General features: G+C 37.8%; 24 protein-coding genes. 22 read left to right on the top strand and 2 right to left on the bottom strand.

Annotated features, from left to right (window positions below):
- Positions 1-2 precede the first annotated feature (2 nt).
- The 21 genes from rpsH to OZX76_RS07670 all read left to right on the top strand — a co-directional run bounded on the left by rpsH (position 3) and on the right by OZX76_RS07670 (position 13,593).
- Positions 3-401, top strand: a complete 399-nt coding sequence (gene rpsH, locus OZX76_RS07770; protein ID WP_277131844.1) for a 30S ribosomal protein S8 — start codon at positions 3-5, stop codon at positions 399-401.
- A 24-nt stretch (positions 402-425) separates the two neighbouring features.
- On the top strand, positions 426-956 hold the full coding sequence (rplF, locus tag OZX76_RS07765; protein ID WP_277179261.1) for a 50S ribosomal protein L6: 531 nt from the start codon (positions 426-428) through the stop codon (positions 954-956).
- A 23-nt stretch (positions 957-979) separates the two neighbouring features.
- Complete coding sequence (gene rplR, locus OZX76_RS07760) at positions 980-1,336, top strand: 50S ribosomal protein L18 (protein WP_277179259.1); 357 nt, start codon at positions 980-982, stop codon at positions 1,334-1,336.
- Between the two features lie 16 nt (positions 1,337-1,352).
- Positions 1,353-1,859: a 30S ribosomal protein S5 gene (gene rpsE, locus OZX76_RS07755; protein ID WP_277130588.1), complete on the top strand. Its 507-nt coding sequence runs from the start codon at positions 1,353-1,355 to the stop codon at positions 1,857-1,859.
- 11 nt (positions 1,860-1,870) lie between these two features.
- Positions 1,871-2,056 (top strand): 50S ribosomal protein L30, encoded by a 186-nt coding sequence (rpmD, locus tag OZX76_RS07750; protein ID WP_277130589.1) that lies wholly within the window; start codon positions 1,871-1,873, stop codon positions 2,054-2,056.
- Positions 2,057-2,078: 22 nt separating this feature from the next.
- A complete protein-coding gene (gene rplO / locus OZX76_RS07745; protein ID WP_277179257.1) occupies positions 2,079-2,519 on the top strand; it encodes a 50S ribosomal protein L15 in 441 nt (146 codons plus the stop codon).
- Complete coding sequence (secY, locus tag OZX76_RS07740) at positions 2,519-3,814, top strand: preprotein translocase subunit SecY (RefSeq protein ID WP_277179255.1); 1,296 nt, start codon at positions 2,519-2,521, stop codon at positions 3,812-3,814. Before rplO ends, secY begins: the two co-directional genes overlap by 1 nt.
- Positions 3,815-3,825: 11 nt before the next feature.
- Complete coding sequence (locus tag OZX76_RS07735; RefSeq protein ID WP_277179253.1) at positions 3,826-4,476, top strand: adenylate kinase; 651 nt, start codon at positions 3,826-3,828, stop codon at positions 4,474-4,476.
- A gap of 71 nt (positions 4,477-4,547) precedes the next feature.
- Positions 4,548-4,769: a translation initiation factor IF-1 gene (gene infA, locus OZX76_RS07730; protein WP_034980408.1), complete on the top strand. Its 222-nt coding sequence runs from the start codon at positions 4,548-4,550 to the stop codon at positions 4,767-4,769.
- Positions 4,770-4,783: 14 nt separating this feature from the next.
- Entirely contained in the window at positions 4,784-4,900 is a 117-nt protein-coding gene (gene rpmJ, locus OZX76_RS07725) for a 50S ribosomal protein L36 (protein ID WP_003647815.1), read from the top strand.
- A gap of 23 nt (positions 4,901-4,923) precedes the next feature.
- The gene (gene rpsM / locus OZX76_RS07720) at positions 4,924-5,274 is read left to right on the top strand and encodes a 30S ribosomal protein S13 (RefSeq protein ID WP_277130593.1); all 351 of its coding nucleotides are present in this window, start codon (positions 4,924-4,926) and stop codon (positions 5,272-5,274) included.
- Positions 5,275-5,295: 21 nt separating this feature from the next.
- The gene (rpsK, locus tag OZX76_RS07715) at positions 5,296-5,679 is read left to right on the top strand and encodes a 30S ribosomal protein S11 (RefSeq protein WP_277130594.1); all 384 of its coding nucleotides are present in this window, start codon (positions 5,296-5,298) and stop codon (positions 5,677-5,679) included.
- A 45-nt stretch (positions 5,680-5,724) separates the two neighbouring features.
- Positions 5,725-6,663, top strand: coding sequence for a DNA-directed RNA polymerase subunit alpha (locus OZX76_RS07710; RefSeq protein ID WP_277179251.1), 939 nt, complete (start codon positions 5,725-5,727; stop codon positions 6,661-6,663).
- Between the two features lie 20 nt (positions 6,664-6,683).
- The gene (rplQ, locus tag OZX76_RS07705) at positions 6,684-7,067 is read left to right on the top strand and encodes a 50S ribosomal protein L17 (protein ID WP_277179249.1); all 384 of its coding nucleotides are present in this window, start codon (positions 6,684-6,686) and stop codon (positions 7,065-7,067) included.
- Between the two features lie 177 nt (positions 7,068-7,244).
- Positions 7,245-8,096, top strand: a complete 852-nt coding sequence (locus OZX76_RS07700; protein ID WP_348635182.1) for an energy-coupling factor ABC transporter ATP-binding protein — start codon at positions 7,245-7,247, stop codon at positions 8,094-8,096.
- Positions 8,072-8,917 (top strand): energy-coupling factor transporter ATPase, encoded by an 846-nt coding sequence (locus OZX76_RS07695; protein WP_277179245.1) that lies wholly within the window; start codon positions 8,072-8,074, stop codon positions 8,915-8,917. The genes OZX76_RS07700 and OZX76_RS07695 overlap by 25 nt, the downstream gene beginning before the upstream one ends.
- 4 nt (positions 8,918-8,921) lie before the next feature.
- Entirely contained in the window at positions 8,922-9,719 is a 798-nt protein-coding gene (locus OZX76_RS07690) for an energy-coupling factor transporter transmembrane component T (protein WP_277179243.1), read from the top strand.
- A complete protein-coding gene (truA, locus tag OZX76_RS07685) occupies positions 9,719-10,504 on the top strand; it encodes a tRNA pseudouridine(38-40) synthase TruA (RefSeq protein ID WP_277179242.1) in 786 nt (261 codons plus the stop codon). Before OZX76_RS07690 ends, truA begins: the two co-directional genes overlap by 1 nt.
- Before the next feature lie 106 nt (positions 10,505-10,610).
- On the top strand, positions 10,611-11,054 hold the full coding sequence (gene rplM, locus OZX76_RS07680; protein WP_277131824.1) for a 50S ribosomal protein L13: 444 nt from the start codon (positions 10,611-10,613) through the stop codon (positions 11,052-11,054).
- A 12-nt stretch (positions 11,055-11,066) separates the two neighbouring features.
- On the top strand, positions 11,067-11,462 hold the full coding sequence (rpsI, locus tag OZX76_RS07675; protein ID WP_277179240.1) for a 30S ribosomal protein S9: 396 nt from the start codon (positions 11,067-11,069) through the stop codon (positions 11,460-11,462).
- A 160-nt stretch (positions 11,463-11,622) separates the two neighbouring features.
- Complete coding sequence (locus OZX76_RS07670) at positions 11,623-13,593, top strand: TetM/TetW/TetO/TetS family tetracycline resistance ribosomal protection protein (protein ID WP_277179238.1); 1,971 nt, start codon at positions 11,623-11,625, stop codon at positions 13,591-13,593.
- A 36-nt stretch (positions 13,594-13,629) separates the two neighbouring features.
- On the opposite strand, the gene OZX76_RS07665 is transcribed toward OZX76_RS07670, so the two are convergent.
- Both OZX76_RS07665 and OZX76_RS07660 read right to left on the bottom strand, forming a co-directional pair.
- Positions 13,630-14,028, bottom strand: a complete 399-nt coding sequence (locus OZX76_RS07665; RefSeq protein WP_277179236.1) for a helix-turn-helix transcriptional regulator — start codon at positions 14,026-14,028, stop codon at positions 13,630-13,632.
- 96 nt (positions 14,029-14,124) lie between these two features.
- Positions 14,125-15,003: a LysR family transcriptional regulator gene (locus tag OZX76_RS07660; protein ID WP_277179235.1), complete on the bottom strand. Its 879-nt coding sequence runs from the start codon at positions 15,001-15,003 to the stop codon at positions 14,125-14,127.
- 76 nt (positions 15,004-15,079) lie between these two features.
- On the opposite strand from OZX76_RS07660, the gene OZX76_RS07655 reads away from it, so the two are divergent.
- The gene (locus tag OZX76_RS07655; RefSeq protein WP_277179233.1) at positions 15,080-15,952 is read left to right on the top strand and encodes an alpha/beta hydrolase; all 873 of its coding nucleotides are present in this window, start codon (positions 15,080-15,082) and stop codon (positions 15,950-15,952) included.
- The last annotated feature ends 69 nt before the right edge of the window (positions 15,953-16,021 follow it).

Here is a 16,021-nt window from a genome sequence, read left to right as displayed (position 1 = left end):
AAATGGTCATGACAGATCCGATCGCAGATTACTTGACTAGAATTAGAAATGCCAACATGGCAAAGCATAGTTCAGTTGAAATTCCTGCATCAAATATTAAAAAATCTATTTCAGAAATTTTGAAACGCGAAGGTTTCATCCGTGATTACGAAGTTACTGATGACAATAAACAAGGTGTTATCAAGGTTTTCTTGAAATACGGTCCAAACGGAGAACGTGTCATTTCAGGCTTAAAACGGATTTCTAAGCCAGGTCTTAGAAATTACGTTAGTGCTGAAAACTTACCTAAAGTTCTTAACGGCTTAGGTATTGCCATCGTTTCTACTTCTGCTGGTGTAATTACCGATAAAGAAGCTAGACAAAAAGGCGTTGGCGGCGAAGTTATTGCTTACGTTTGGTAATTCTGACAGAAAGGAGAACAATCAATGAGCCGTATAGGTTTAAAAACAATTGAAGTCCCAGACAGTGTCACTGTTACCAAGGAAGGTGACAATATTACTGTTAAGGGCCCAAAGGGTGAATTAACTAGATACTTCGATCCTAAAATTACTTTTAAGCAAGAAGATGGCAAGATCAATTTTTCACGTTCAAGTGAAAATGATAAAGCACTTCATGGTACTGAAAGAGCTAATTTAGCATCAATGGTTGAAGGTGTAGTTAACGGCTACAAGAAGACTTTGAAGTTAATCGGTGTTGGTTACCGTGCTACTACACAAGGCAACAAGTTAACTTTGAATGTTGGCTACTCTCACCCAGTTGTAATGACTGCACCTGAAGGTGTTTCCGTAAACGCTACTTCAAACACTGATATTGAAGTAGAAGGAATTTCTAAGCAAAATGTTGGACAATTTGCTGCTGAAATTCGCGATGTACGTCCACCAGAACCTTACAAAGGTAAAGGTATTCGTTATGTTGACGAATATGTACGTCGTAAGGAAGGTAAGACAGGTAAATAATAAATAAATTTTGAGGTGAAATTGTGATTTCAAAACCAGACAAAAACAAATTGCGCTTAAAGCGTCATAAACGTATTCGTAGCAAGATCTCTGGTACTGCTGAGCGCCCACGCTTAAGTGTTTTCCGTTCAAACAAGAACATCTACGCTCAATTAATTGATGATGTAGAGGGTGTCACGCTAGCAAGTGCCTCAACTTTGGATGAATCTATTAAAGGTTCAACTAAGGTAGAACAAGCTCAAGCTGTTGGTAAAGCTATTGCCGAAGCAGCTAAAGCTAAGAACATTTCAAACATTGTGTTTGATAGAAGTGGTTACTTATACCACGGCCGTATTTCAGCTTTGGCAGATGCCGCTCGTGAAAACGGATTAGATTTCTAGGGAAGGAGAATAATACATGGCAAACCGCAACGATTCTCGTAATAATCGTAGAAATAAGGACGACATTGAAGATCAGTTAGTAGCAATTAATCGTGTCACCAAGGTTGTCAAGGGTGGTCAACGCATGAGATTTGCTGCCCTAGTAGTTGTTGGCGACAAAAAAGGTCGTGTAGGCTTTGGTACTGGTAAAGCTCAAGAAGTTCCAGAAGCAATCCGTAAGGCCGTTGAAGCTGGTAAGAAGAACATGATCAATGTTCCTAAGGTTGGTACTACCATTCCTCATGAAGTAATTGGTCACTATGGTTCAGGTAGTATTTTATTCAAGCCTGCTCCAGCTGGTTCAGGTATTGCTGCCGGTGGTGCTGTTCGTATCGTTATGGATATGGCTGGTATTGCTGATGTTACTTCTAAGTCACTTGGTTCAAACACACCAATCAACGTTGTTCGTGCAGCGATTGATGGCTTGAAAAAGCTTAGAACAAGTGAAGAAGTTGAAAAGCTTCGCCACGCAGATTTAGATTAGGGAGACTATAAATGACTGAATTAAAAGTTACTTTAATTAGAAGTGTTGCGCACCGTCTACCTAACCAAAAGAAAGTTGTTAAGGCTCTTGGCTTAGGTAGAATCAGCAGTACTGTTGTTCTACCAGACAACGCTGCTACTCGTGGTGCATTAATGAAAATTGCCCACTTAATTTCTGTTGAAGAAGTTAATAAATAATTATTGAGGAGGTGCCAAATTAATGAAGCTTAATGAATTACATGCCTCTGCTGGTTCACGCTCAACTAAAAAACGTGTTGGACGTGGTACTTCAAGTGGTTTCGGTAAGACTTCTGGTCGTGGACAAAAGGGTCAATTATCCCGTCAAGGCGGCCATACTCGTTTAGGTTTTGAAGGTGGACAAATGCCATTATTCAGAACTATGCCTAAGCGTGGATTTAAGAACGTTAACCGTAAAGAATATGCAATTATTAATTTAGACGACTTGAATAAATTCGAAGATAATAGTGAAGTAACTGTCGCTAGTTTGAAAGAAAACGGTTTGGTAAAGAAAGAATTATCAGGCGTTAAATTACTTGCTAAAGGCGAATTAAAAGTCAAATTAAACGTAAAGGTTAACAAAGTTTCTGCCGCTGCTAAGAAAGCAGTTGAGGCTGCTGGCGGATCTGTTGAGGTGATCTAATGTTTTCGACCTTGAAGAACGCTTTTAAGGATAAAGAAATTCGAAATAAAATTTATTTTACGCTCTTTATTCTCCTGTTGTATCGCATAGGAGCTAATATTACAGTTCCGGGTGTAAATGCAAAAGCGATCACTCAAGTAGCACAAACTGGTTTAGTTCCCATGCTAGATACTGTTTCTGGTGGTGGGTTGGATAATTATTCGATTTTTTCACTGGGTGTTTCTCCTTATATTACTGCGCAAATTGTTATTCAGTTGTTGCAGATGGATATTGTTCCTACATTAGTAGAATGGGGAAAACAGGGTGAAGTAGGTCGGCGTAAAACTAATCAAGTTACTAGATGGTTGTCATTAGCAGTTGCTTTTGTTCAAAGTATCGGTATTACACTTGGGTTTAACGCTTTAACACAAATGGGACTTGTAAAGTCACAATCGTGGCAGACCTATGTTGAAATTGCTGTTATTATGACAGCTGGAACAATGTTATTGACTTGGCTTGGTGATGAAATCACTGATAAAGGACTCGGTAATGGTGTTTCTGTAATTATCTTTGCTGGTATTATTGCTCGTCTTCCACGAGGTCTATATCAGATTTTTAAGGAAGATATTATTAATAATAATGCGAGTGATCGAATTCAAGGGATTGTGTTCTTCATCGCGATTATCATTGCAATTCTCGTCGTAACACAATTAGTTACGTGGGTTGAACAGGCGGATCGTCGGATTCCAATTCAATATACAAAGAGAGCAACTGTAAGTGGCTCAGAAAGCTTTTTGCCATTAAAAGTTAATGTTTCAGGTGTTATTCCGGTAATTTTCGCAAGTTCGTTTATTATCACACCAGCAACTATTTTAATGGTCTTTCAAAAGTCCCAAGGCGATCAACAATGGTACAAGATAATGACCAGCGTGTTTAGTATGCAGACTACACCAGGAGTTATAATTTATACACTTTTGATTATTTTGTTTACTTTCTTCTATGCTTTTGTTCAGGTTAATCCTGAGAAGCTTTCAAAGAATTTGCAAAAGCAAGGTGCTTATATTCCCAGTGTGTGGCCAGGAAAGGATACACAAGATTACGTTTCGAAGTTGTTAATTAGATTATCAACTGTGGGATCTGTTTTCTTAGGTTTAGTTGCTTTACTGCCACAGCTTGCTACTAATTTTTGGGATTTACCAAGTTCAATTGGGTTAGGCGGAACAAGTCTTTTAATTGTTATTGGGGTTGTCCTTGAATTATCACGTCAGATTAATGGTTTGTTAATGAAGCGTGAATATGTAGGATTCATCAGATAGGAAATAGATAAATGATTAACTTAATTCTTTTAGGTTTGCCTGGTGCTGGCAAAGGTACAGTGTCTGAGCAAATTGTTGATAAATATCACCTAACTCATATTTCAACTGGGGATATGTTTAGGGAAGCAATGGCTAATGAAACCAAAGTTGGTCTTGAAGCCAAAAGTTATATCGACAAGGGCAATTTGGTACCCGATGAAGTTACTGCTAAATTAGTTGAAGAACGATTAGCTCAACCTGATATTAAAGAGGGCTATATTTTAGATGGCTTTCCAAGGACAACTGTTCAAGCAGAATTGTTAGAAGGTATCACTAAACGTCTTAATAAACCTTTGACTAGTGTAATTTCGCTTGAAGTTAAAGAACAAACTTTAATCGATCGCTTGTCAGCTCGCTTTATGTGTAAAAGTTGTGGTGCTACGTACAATAAGATTACTAAGATGCCTAAAGAAAAAGGTATTTGTGATCGTTGTGGTAGTCATGACTTTTATCAACGTGAAGATGACAAGCCTGAAGTGGTCAAGAATCGTTTAGAAGTTAACGAAAAGATGAATGCACCTTTGAAAGACTTTTACCAAAAGAAAGATTTGTTGACTGTTATTGATGGTGAACAAACTCCTGAGAAAGTTTTTGAAAGTGTTGATGTGGTACTAAGTAAATAGCAATAACTTGTTTATTTGCTGTTCCGTGTTATAATTTCAAAGTATGACTGTTTAATTGCGGAGGAACGACTTTGGCAAAAGATGATGTCATTGAAGTAAAAGGTAAAGTTGTGGATACTTTGCCTAATGCTATGTTTAAAGTTGAATTGGAAAATGGAGCTGTGATTTTAGCACATGTTTCCGGCAAGATTAGAATGCACTACATTCGTATTTTGCCCGGCGACCGTGTTACTGTGGAACTTTCTCCTTACGATTTAACAAAAGGTAGAATTACGTATCGATTTATAAAGTAATAACGGGGGTAAACATGAAGGTTAGACCATCTGTTAAACCAATGTGTGAACATTGTAAAATTATTAAAAGACATGGCCGTGTGATGGTTATTTGTTCTGCAAATCCTAAGCACAAGCAACGTCAAGGTTAAAAATAAAATAGGAGGTGCAATTTATGGCACGTATTGCTGGTGTTGACTTACCAAGAGATAAGAGAATAGTTGTTGCTTTAACATATATTTATGGTATTGGTGAGCCTACAGCTCAAAAAATTTGTGCGGATGCTGGCGTTTCTGAAGACATACGTTCAAAAGATTTGACTCCAGACGATCAAGAAAAGCTTCGCGCAGAAGTTGATAAATACCGTGTTGAAGGTGACTTGCGTAGACAAGTTAGCATGAATATCAAACGGTTAATTGATATCGGTTCTTACCGTGGTATGCGTCACCGCCGTGGACTTCCAGTTCGTGGTCAAAATACCAAGAATAATGCCCGTACTCGTAAGGGTAGTAAGAAGAATAAATAAAATTTATAAGGAGGTTTATTGATGCCTAAAACAGCACGTAAGCGTCGTGTGAAGAAGCACGTTGAAAAAGGCGTTGCCCATATTCATTCTACGTTTAATAATACTTTAGTCATGATTACTGACGTTCAAGGTAATGCAGTTGCTTGGTCTTCAGCCGGTGCATTGGGCTTTAAGGGTAGCCGTAAGTCTACTCCGTTTGCAGCTCAAATGGCAGCTGAAGCAGCAGCTAAGAGTGCAATGGATCAAGGTATGAAACATGTAGAAGTTTCTGTCAAAGGTCCTGGTTCTGGTCGTGAATCAGCAATTAGATCATTACAAGCTACTGGTCTTGAAATTACTGCAATTCGTGATGTCACTCCAGTTCCCCACAATGGTTCTAGACCACCAAAACGTCGTCGTGTATAATTTTTTTCTTAATGAAGGACGTTGCGTTTTGAAAGGGGCCTAGTAATGATTGAATTTGAAAAACCAAATATTACCGTTGTTGACCAAGAGAAGTCTTACGGTAAATTTGTTATTGAACCACTTGAACGAGGCTTTGGTACTACTTTAGGTAATTCATTACGTAGAGTTTTACTGACATCTATTCCAGGTACAGGACTTGTTTATGTTCAAATTGATGGTGTCTTACATGAATTCTCAACAGTTCCTGGTGTTAGAGAAGATGTAGTAAAAATGATTCTTAACTTGAAAAAGCTTGAGTTAAAATCATTTTCTGATGAGCAAAAATTAATTGAATTGGATGTTGAAGGTCCAGCTACTATAACTGCTGATGACCTCAAAGTTGACGCTGATGTTCAAATTTTAAATCCTGATCAATATATTTGTACCATTGCTGACGGTGGTCACTTGCACATGCAAATTGCTGTCAAGAACGGTCGCGGTTATGTTGCAGCAAGTGACAACAAGAGTGAAGATATGCCAATTGGTGTTATTCCTGTCGATTCTCTTTTTTCACCAATTAAAAAAGTTAATTACCAGGTTGAATCAACTCGAGTTGGTAAAAGAGATGATTTTGACAAGCTCACTTTAGAGATTTGGACTGATGGTTCAATCAAGCCTAATGACGCCCTTAGTTTTGCTGCTAAGATTTTAGTAGCGCACTTTAAAGTGTTCGAAACTGCTGATGCAAATACCAAATTTGACGATGTTATGATCGAAAAAGAAGATGATACTGCAGAGAAAAAACTTGAGATGACAATCGAAGAGCTTGATCTTTCTGTACGTTCATATAATTGTCTGAAGCGTGCTGGTATCAATACTCTGCAAGAGTTAACAGATAAGACTGAAGCAGATATGATGCGTGTACGTAATTTGGGACGGAAATCATTGGAAGAAGTTAAAAACAAATTAGCTGACTTGGGACTTTCACTTCGTCAAGAAGATTAAAAAATAAAGGAGGTAAACTGATGCCATACCGTAAATTAGGTTGGGATAGCGCACATAGAAAAGCAATGCTGCGCGAAATGACAACTCAATTGTTCATTAAAGAACGCATTGTTACTACTGAAACCCGTGCAAAAGAAATTCGCAAAACTGCCGAAAAGATGATTACTTTAGGTAAGCGTGGCGATTTAGCTGCTAGAAGAAAGGCTGCTGCTTTTGTACGTGATGAATTTGCAGATATCCATGAAGAAAAAGATGCAGTTGTTGTTAAATCAGCATTGCAAAAACTTTTTAGTGATATTGCACCTCGTTACAAAGATCGTAATGGTGGTTACACCAGAATTATGAAGTTAGCCAAAGCTCGTAAAGGTGACGGCGCTCCAATGGTTATCCTTGAATTGGTTTAATTTAAGATAATCAAAACTTAATAGCTATTAAGAATTATCCATGAAAGTGAGAATAAGCGTCAAGATGATGACGAAAGTTTAGTCTAGCTTAGATAATGTAAATTATCCCTCTTCATGGGTGATTTTTTTTGCCTTTTTTTTGGTATAATCATGTTAGGCTTTTTATATGGAGAAAAAATGGCAACAGAGAATATTATAAAAATCAAAGATGTAACTTTCACATATCCAGATACAAAGCAGCCAGCTATTGATAATATTGGTTTTAATATTAAAAGAGGAACATGGACAGCAATTATTGGTCATAATGGTAGTGGTAAATCAACGATTATCCGTTTAATTAATGGTTTGCTTGTTCCTGATAATCCTGAAGAAGCTAGTATTGAGGTTGATGGCGTCGAGCTTAATAACAATAGTGTATGGGATATTCGAAATAAAGTTGGTATTGTTTTTCAAAATCCTGATAATCAATTTGTAGGTGCGACAGTTGCAGATGATGTAGCTTTTGGACTTGAAAATCGTGGTGTACCTCGTGAAGAAATGCTAAAAATTGTTCCTGAGGCAATTAATGCGGTGGGGATGGCTGATTATACTAACTCTGAGCCATCTAGTCTTTCAGGTGGTCAAAAGCAGCGTGTGGCAATTGCTGGTATTATTGCAATTAAACCGAAAATTATCATTTTGGATGAAGCAACTTCAATGCTTGATCCTGAAGGTCGTAATAAAATTTTGCAAATTGTCCACCAAATGAAAAAGGAATATGATTTAACCGTTATATCAATTACGCATGATATTGATGAGGCTAGTTTAGCTGACCAAGTAATTGTTATGAATGATGGAAAACTAATTGATCAAGGTTCCAGCAGCAAAATTTTTAGTCAAACCACACTTCTTAAAAGATTAGGGTTAGATGTACCATTTTTTGAGCAAGTTAAAGATATGCTTTTGGAACGGAATATTAATTTTCCTAAAACTGTAAATTCAGAAAAAGAGTTGATTAATTTTTTATGTCAATTAAATTCAAACAAGTGAGTTATATTTATGCACCAGATTCACCACTTGAAAAAAAGGGTCTGGATAATGTGAACTTTGAACTTCAAGATGGTAGTTTTACAGCAATTATTGGTCATACTGGTAGTGGTAAATCGACTTTAATGCAGCATTTCAACGCGTTATTAAAACCATCTAGTGGTCAAGTTGAGATTGCTGGTACAACGATTACCCCGGAAACCTCAAATAAAAATTTAAAGCAGTTACGTCGCCATGTCAGTTTGGTTTTCCAGTTTCCTGAAGCGCAGCTTTTTGAAAGTACAGTATTAAATGATGTTGCTTTTGGTCCAAAGAATTTTGGTTATAGTGAAGAAGAGGCAAAAAAAGTTGCTCATAATTGGCTAAAAAAGGTTGGTTTACCAGAAAGTATTGCGAATAAGTCACCGTTTGAGCTTTCTGGTGGACAAATGCGAAGGGTAGCTATTGCAGGTGTCTTAGCTTATGAACCGGAAATTTTGTGTCTTGATGAACCTGCTGCGGGGCTTGATCCACATGCTCGTAAGCAAATGATGAACTTGTTTGCAGAATATCAAAAAGCAGGTCATACAGTAATTTTGGTAACCCATAATATGGATGATGTGGCAAATTATGCCGATGATGTCTTAGTAATGGAACATGGCCAAATGATTAAGCATGATAAGCCTCAGGTAATTTTTAATGATCGCTCTTGGCTGCAACAGCATTATCTTGATGAACCGCAGGCATCGTTATTTGCTTCTAAATTAACGGGATTTGAATTTTCAACTCCACCATTAACAGCTGAAATGCTGGTTCAAGGAATTGAAAAAAATTTAAAGGAGTGAGTCTGTGAGTAAAATTTTAATTGGCCGATATGTACCGGGAAATTCACTTGTTTATAAGATGGATCCGCGGGGTAAATTACTTGCAACCATCTTTTTTATTTTAATTATTTTCTTGGCTAATAATCCGCTGACTTATGCGATTATCACCGTGTTTAGCTTTATTGCGGTAGCAGCAACTGGATTAAGAGCAAAAGTATTTTGGGATGGCGTTAGACCATTAGTCTGGCTAATCTTTTTTACGTCACTGTTGCAACTGTTCTTTACAGTTGGTGGTAAAGTCTATTGGCAGTGGACAATCTTTGCGATAACTAGCTATGGTATTGAAAATGCAATTTATATTTTCATTCGTTTTACAGTTATTATTTTAATTTCAACAGTTATGACGGTAACAACGATGCCACTTGAAATTGCGGATGCAATGGAGTGGCTATTAACGCCGTTTAAATTAATTAAGGTTCCAGTTGATAAAATTGCATTGGTCATGTCGATTGCATTGCGCTTTGTACCAACCTTATTTGATGAAACTGTTAAAATTATGAATGCACAGCGGTCACGTGGCGCTGACTTTAATAATGGTGGACTTATTACGCGAGCTAAAGCAATTACACCATTGCTGGTTCCTTTATTTATCAATTCTTTGGAAACTGCAGTTGATTTGTCAACAGCGATGGAATCCCGCGGCTATCGCGATGATAATGGTAGAACGCGCTATCGCATACTGCAGTGGTCAAAGTTTGACTTGTTAGACTTAGGTTATTTTGCAATTTTAATTGCGTTGTTAGTAATTTTTAGGACACATTAATGATTACAAGATATAAAATGACACTTGCGTATGATGGCCATTTATTTCATGGCTTTCAATCGCAGCCGCACCAACGAACTGTTCAGGGAACAATTGAAGATGCACTGACTAAAATGACTAAGGGCAAAAAAATAATCGTTGAAGGATCAGGGAGAACTGATGCGGGGGTACATGCTGTAGGTCAGGTAATCCACTTTGATTACTCGGGAAATGCCATTCCCCCAGAAAGAATGATCTGTGCACTCAACTCGATCATGCCTTTAGATATTGTCTTTAAAGAATGTGAAATCGTTGATGAGCACTTTCATGTCCGTTATAGCGCTAAAGGAAAATGGTATCGGTATCGGGCAAGTCTTGATCGCTTTGTTGATCCATTCAAGCGTTTTTATACTGGACACTATCCTTATCCGGTCGATATTAAAAGGATGCAGCTGGCTGCTCGCGACCTGATTGGTACCCATGATTTTACAAGTTTTGCTGCTAGCGGTGGTCAAATTAAAAACAAAGTAAGAACGATGTATTATGTTAATATCGTTCAGGATAAAGAAGCAAACGAAATTATTTTTGACTTTATTTGCTCGGGCTTTTTATATAACATGGTGCGAATTTTAGTTGCTACTCTGCTAGAAATCGGCAATGGCAAGCGGCCGCTCGATGATATTCCCCGGGTAATAAAAGCAAAAGATCGCGAACAGGTGAGAGAAACCGCACAGGCAAGTGGTTTGTTTCTTTATCATGTCTTTTATGAGGATTTACCAAAAAAATATCGGCAAGACGTTGATTAATATTGACAATTTAATAAAAAGGACGTATTCTAGAACAGTATGTTTGTCCATGATAGGCCCCGGCAACTTATTGTTTTCAAACAACGTATAAACGGAGGAATTTACATTGCGTACTACACAATTAGCAAAACCTAATGAAATTGAACGTAAGTGGTATGTTATTGACGCAACAGATGTATCTTTAGGTCGTCTGTCTACTGCGGTAGCCACTATTTTAAGAGGTAAGAATAAGCCTCAATACACACCAAATGTTGACACTGGTGACAACGTTATTATTATCAACGCTGCTAAACTTAAGTTAACTGGTAAAAAGGCTACTGACAAGATTTATTACCACCACTCTGGTTGGCGTGGCGGAATCAAGGCTGTTCCAGCTGGTGATTTGCTTGCCAATAACCCAGTTAGATTAGTTGAATTGTCAGTTAAGGGTATGCTTCCAAAGAACACTCTTGGTCACCAAGAATTCATGAAGATGCATGTTTATGCTGATGCTGATCACAAGCATGAAGCACAAAAGCCTGAAGAATTAGACATTAATAAATTAATCTAGGAGGTTAAATAAATGGCACAACAAGTTGCATATGCAGGTACTGGTCGTCGTAAGGACGCAGTTGCGCGTGTACGTTTAGTACCAGGCACTGGTAAGATTACTGTTAACAACAAAGATGTTGATCAATACATTCCATTCCCTAACTTAGTTAAGGATTTGAAGCAACCATTGACTTTGACTGAAACTGATGGTCAATACGACGTTAGAGTTAACGTTAATGGTGGTGGTTTCTCAGGTCAAGCTGGTGCAATCCGTCTTGGTGTTGCACGCGCTCTTCTTGAAGTTGACCCAGATTTCCGTGGTCCTTTAAAGAAGGCTGGTTTCTTAACCCGTGACCCTAGAATGGTTGAAAGAAAGAAGCCAGGTTTGAAGAAAGCTCGTAAAGCTTCACAATTCTCAAAACGTTAATTTTGGATTTACGTTTATCAAAAAAGATATCTCAATTGGGATATCTTTTTTTGTTTAAATTAAAAGCATACTGTTATCTGTGCAAAAGTTAGAGTAAAATTAACTTGATTTTTGTTTATGCAAGGAAAAGCAAATAAAGATGCTGTGAAAAGGAGGTATTATGAAACAGATAGTTGCAGGTATATTAGCAAATGTTGATGCGGGCAAGACAACCTTATCTGAAGCATTGCTTTATCAAACGGGAACAATTAGAAAATTAGGGCGTGTCGATAATGGTAATGTCTTTTTAGATTCTGATCGGTTAGAGAAAAAGCGCGGTATTACTATTTTTTCTCATCAGGCAAACTTAGAATATCAGGACTTGAAGATAACATTACTTGATACACCGGGGCACGTTGACTTTTTAGCGCAAACAGAGGGTGTACTAAGTGTATTAGATTATGCGATTTTAGTAATTTCCGCTACTGCTGGTGTACAAGGCCAAACAAGAAAATTGTGGCAATTGCTTCAGCAGTACCAAGTACCAACTTTTATTTTTATTAATAAAATGGATGCTGGCCAATCGCAAGCAGCAGTAATAGTTGCTCAATTGCAAAAAGAATTGGCAGCTGGCTGTGTTGATTTTGAATTAGAAAATAAGCAACTACCTGCTGCGACTCAGGAGCAAATTGCTGTTCAAGATGATGATATTTTAACCGATTATTTGTCTGTAGGCACTATCAGCGATGCAACTATTCGGCAGATGATTAAAAAAAGACAAGTTTTTCCTTGCTATTTTGGTTCTGCATTAAAACTGCAGGGAATCAAAGAATTACTTTCTGGAATTGCTTTTTGGAGTCAGGAGTACCAGTCGAAAGCTTCAGACTTTGGTGCACGGGTATTCAAAATTTCCCACGATGCCAAAGATGAACGTTTAACATGGTTGCGGGTAATGAGTGGCAGTCTGCAACCAAAGCAAATTTTGTTAACTGATCAAAAAATTAACCAATTAAGAATTTATCAGGGTGACAAATTTACTACTAAGCAAGAAGTTACAGCGGGACAAATTTGTACTATTCCCAATTTAAGTGAGACTTATCAAGGACAAGGATTGGGAGTTGAAGAAGACAGTCGGGATGCACAGGTTCAGCCAGTATTGACTTACGTTGCTGATATTAAGGATAATGATCCGCATACTTGCTTAACGGCTCTAAAGGAGCTGGAAGATGAAGATCCGCAGCTTCACGTTGTTTGGAATGAGCAAGGTCAAAACATTAGTGTGCGCATTATGGGTGAAGTTCAACTGGAAGTTTTGCAACAATTGTTGCAGGAAAGATATAATCTTAAAATTGAGTTTGGTACAGGAAAGATTTTATATAAGGAGACTGTCACAGATTCAGTTGAAGGTGCTGGGCACTTTGAACCATTACGCCATTATGCGGAAACTCACGTGGTGCTTGAACCAGCTAAGCCTGGTAGTGGCTTAATCATTATTAATGACTGTCCTAATGAAATTTTGGCGCCAAATTGGCAAAAGCAGGTAATGTTTGACTTGCGAAATAAGGAACATTTGGGTGTCTTAATTGGTGCCCCTATTACCGATATGAAAATCCGTTTTGTTAGTGGGCATTATAATTATAAGCACACGCAAGGCGGAGACTTTCGTAAGGCTACGTGGCGAGCTGTACGTCAAGGATTGATGCTGCTTAAAGCCAAGGGAAATTGTCAATTACTTGAGCCGTGGTATAATTTTCGCTTAGAGATTGCTTCAGCGCAAATTGGTCGGGCAATTAGTGATATTCAGCAAATGAAGGGCACCTTTAATGAGCCAGAACTGGGTACTAATGATGACGTTGAAATTTTAACTGGGTCTGCGCCAGTTAAGCAAATGCAAAATTATGCTAAAGTAGTACGAAATTATACTCATGGTCAGGGCAGCTTGGAATGCACCTTTGGTTGCTACCATCCCTGTCAAAATGCAGCCGAAATTATTGAGGAATATGATTATTCCCCAACTCATGATTTAGCTAATACACCAGATTCTGTTTTTGTACCAAATGAGATTGCTACGAGAGTGCCATGGGATGAGGTTCCCAAATGGGCCCATGTACCCTATCAAAATAAGTATAAATTTGGTGGCTATCATGCTTAAAAAGAACCTATTGATTTGATAATCAATAGGTTCTTTTTAGTTAAGATATTTAATTAAACAAAATTTATGAATTTCAAAAACCAGACCACTGACAAGATAAATAACCCAAAGGCTGCCCCATAAGTCACTATTATATAGAGAGGCACCACAATAAATTACAGTTGTTATCATAAAATAAATTTTCTGCAGTTCCCTGAGATTTATGTATTTAGGCTTAGTTTGATTATTCGTTTGCTTTTCATTACCAACTAAATAATCAATTGATACAGCATACAACTGACTTAACTGCTTTAATTTGTCTAGATCAGGAACTGCATCCCCGGTCTCCCATTTGGAAACAGATTGTCTGGAAACTTCCATTTTGTTTGCTAATTGTTCTTGTGACCAGTGATTAGCAATTCTTTGCTCTCTAAGGTGCTCACTTAAAATGCTCATAACTTTCCTCCTGTTATTTTAATATTGACTAAAGTATAGCGTATTGCAAAGTTGCTTTCTACAAACTGGCGGTTAATTTTCGTCAACTATTGGTTGCTATTCTTGATTTAACAGCTTTTTTAATTGTGTCAAAAAGATTTGGGCAGCACGAGATAGGACCGCAGTTTTTGACCAGATTAAACTTGCGTGAATAGTTAGTTGGGGTTCAAGCGGAATAAAAAGCAAGTTAGTTTGAGCAAGATTAACAATACCATCAAGGCATAGCACATCCCCAACACCGTGCTGTGCAAGAATCGCTGCATTGTTGAGCAAATTATATTTGGCAACGGTTTGAAATTTAAGGTCACTTTGACCTAACCAGTTAGTTAACAGTGTCTGACTGGTGTGGCGTTGCGGCAGAATTACTGGCTTGCCAATTAAATCAGCAACTTGGATTTTAGCTTTAGTAGCTAGAATTGAATCATTTCTGGTTAATAAACCCCATTTTGTAACCCCTGGAAGTGTTAAGAAGTTATAATTGGTTTTATTAAAAGGATCAAGAACAAAACCAAAATCAAACACTCCGTTTTGCATTTTGCGTTGTACCTCACTAGCATCGCAGCTATATAAATTGACAATGACATTCGGTGCTATTTGCTTTAATCGGTTAATGGCATCTGCTATTGTATTGAGCATCGGTGCCTCCGAGCAACCGATAAAAATGCTGCCGCTAATTTCGGCATTTTTACCGATGTTAGTTTTTGTCTTATCAGCTAACGTTAAAATTTGCCTAGATTGATTGGCAAGATACTCGCCGTCAGCTGTCAGCTTAATGGTTCTGGTGCCACGTTCAAATAATCTGACTCCGAGTTCTTGTTCAAGTTCATGAATTTGCCGTGAAATTGTAGGCTGTGAGATATGCAGCTTGGCTGCTGCACGGGAAATATTTTGTTCGTTAACGACTGCTAAAAAATAGCGTAAGACTCTAAGCTCCATTGTGTTCCTCTGATTGAAATAAGTTAGTTATGGTAATAATTTTAGAATAAGTATAAAACTTTTGGGAAATAAAATAATGAAAAAGAAAAATTGGTTTTGGCTTGGAATAAGTGTGATTATTTTACTTAGTATTGGTATCATCTGTTGGCATGCGGTTAATAATCGTAATAGTTATTCGGCTAATACTAATCAGGTTGGCCAAGTTGTGGATCGATCACACAGCGCACCGACAATTTATCTTCATGGTTGGGGTGCCAGTGGCAAATCAACAGACAGTATGATTGCGTATGCTGAAAAGCATAACAATGCACACAAGGTACTGACTGCCAAAGTTAAGCGTGATGGTACGATTGTACTGCGAGGAACATGGCTCAAAGGCACGCCGCACCCGATAATTCAGTTGGTGTTTGCTGACAATAAAAATGGCAATTATTATTTAACGCGGGAATGGTTTTACCACCTTATTGTCTTATTGCAGAAGAAATACCAAATCAAGCACTACAACACGGTAGCACATTCGATGGGCAACTTAACGACAATGTTTTACCAAGTGAAGTATGGCAGTAATCCTAAATTACCTAAGTTAAAAAAGCAGGTTAATCTTGGCGGTCATTTTGATGGTATTGTGGGGATGGACGACAAGATAAATCGTAATTATTTATTATCCAGTAATCGCCCTAAATATCTCAATTCATCGTACCGTTATTTATTAAAATATCGGCAAAATTATCCTAGTGGTGTGCAAGTCTTAAATATTTTTGGCAATAAAGGCGATGGTACCAATTCTGATGGGGATGTTAGTGTTGTTTCGGCTCGTTCATTGCGGTATTTGTTGCGCGGGAAAGTAAGTAATTATCGCGAAATTGAAATTAAGGGAGCTGGCGGGCAGCACAGTCAACTTCATGAAAATTCCCAAATTGATCAAGCTATCGGCCGATTTTTATGGTGAAGTACTAGCTATGCCTAATTGCTATAATAAGCTATGTTAAGTAAGTATTAGACATAAATTGCTCTGAAT

This window comes from Lactobacillus sp. ESL0677 (assembly GCF_029392875.1).
Taxonomy (GTDB): domain Bacteria; phylum Bacillota; class Bacilli; order Lactobacillales; family Lactobacillaceae; genus Lactobacillus.
Note: the sequence above shows the minus strand (reverse complement) of the source record. Positions and strands in the feature narration are given on the sequence as shown.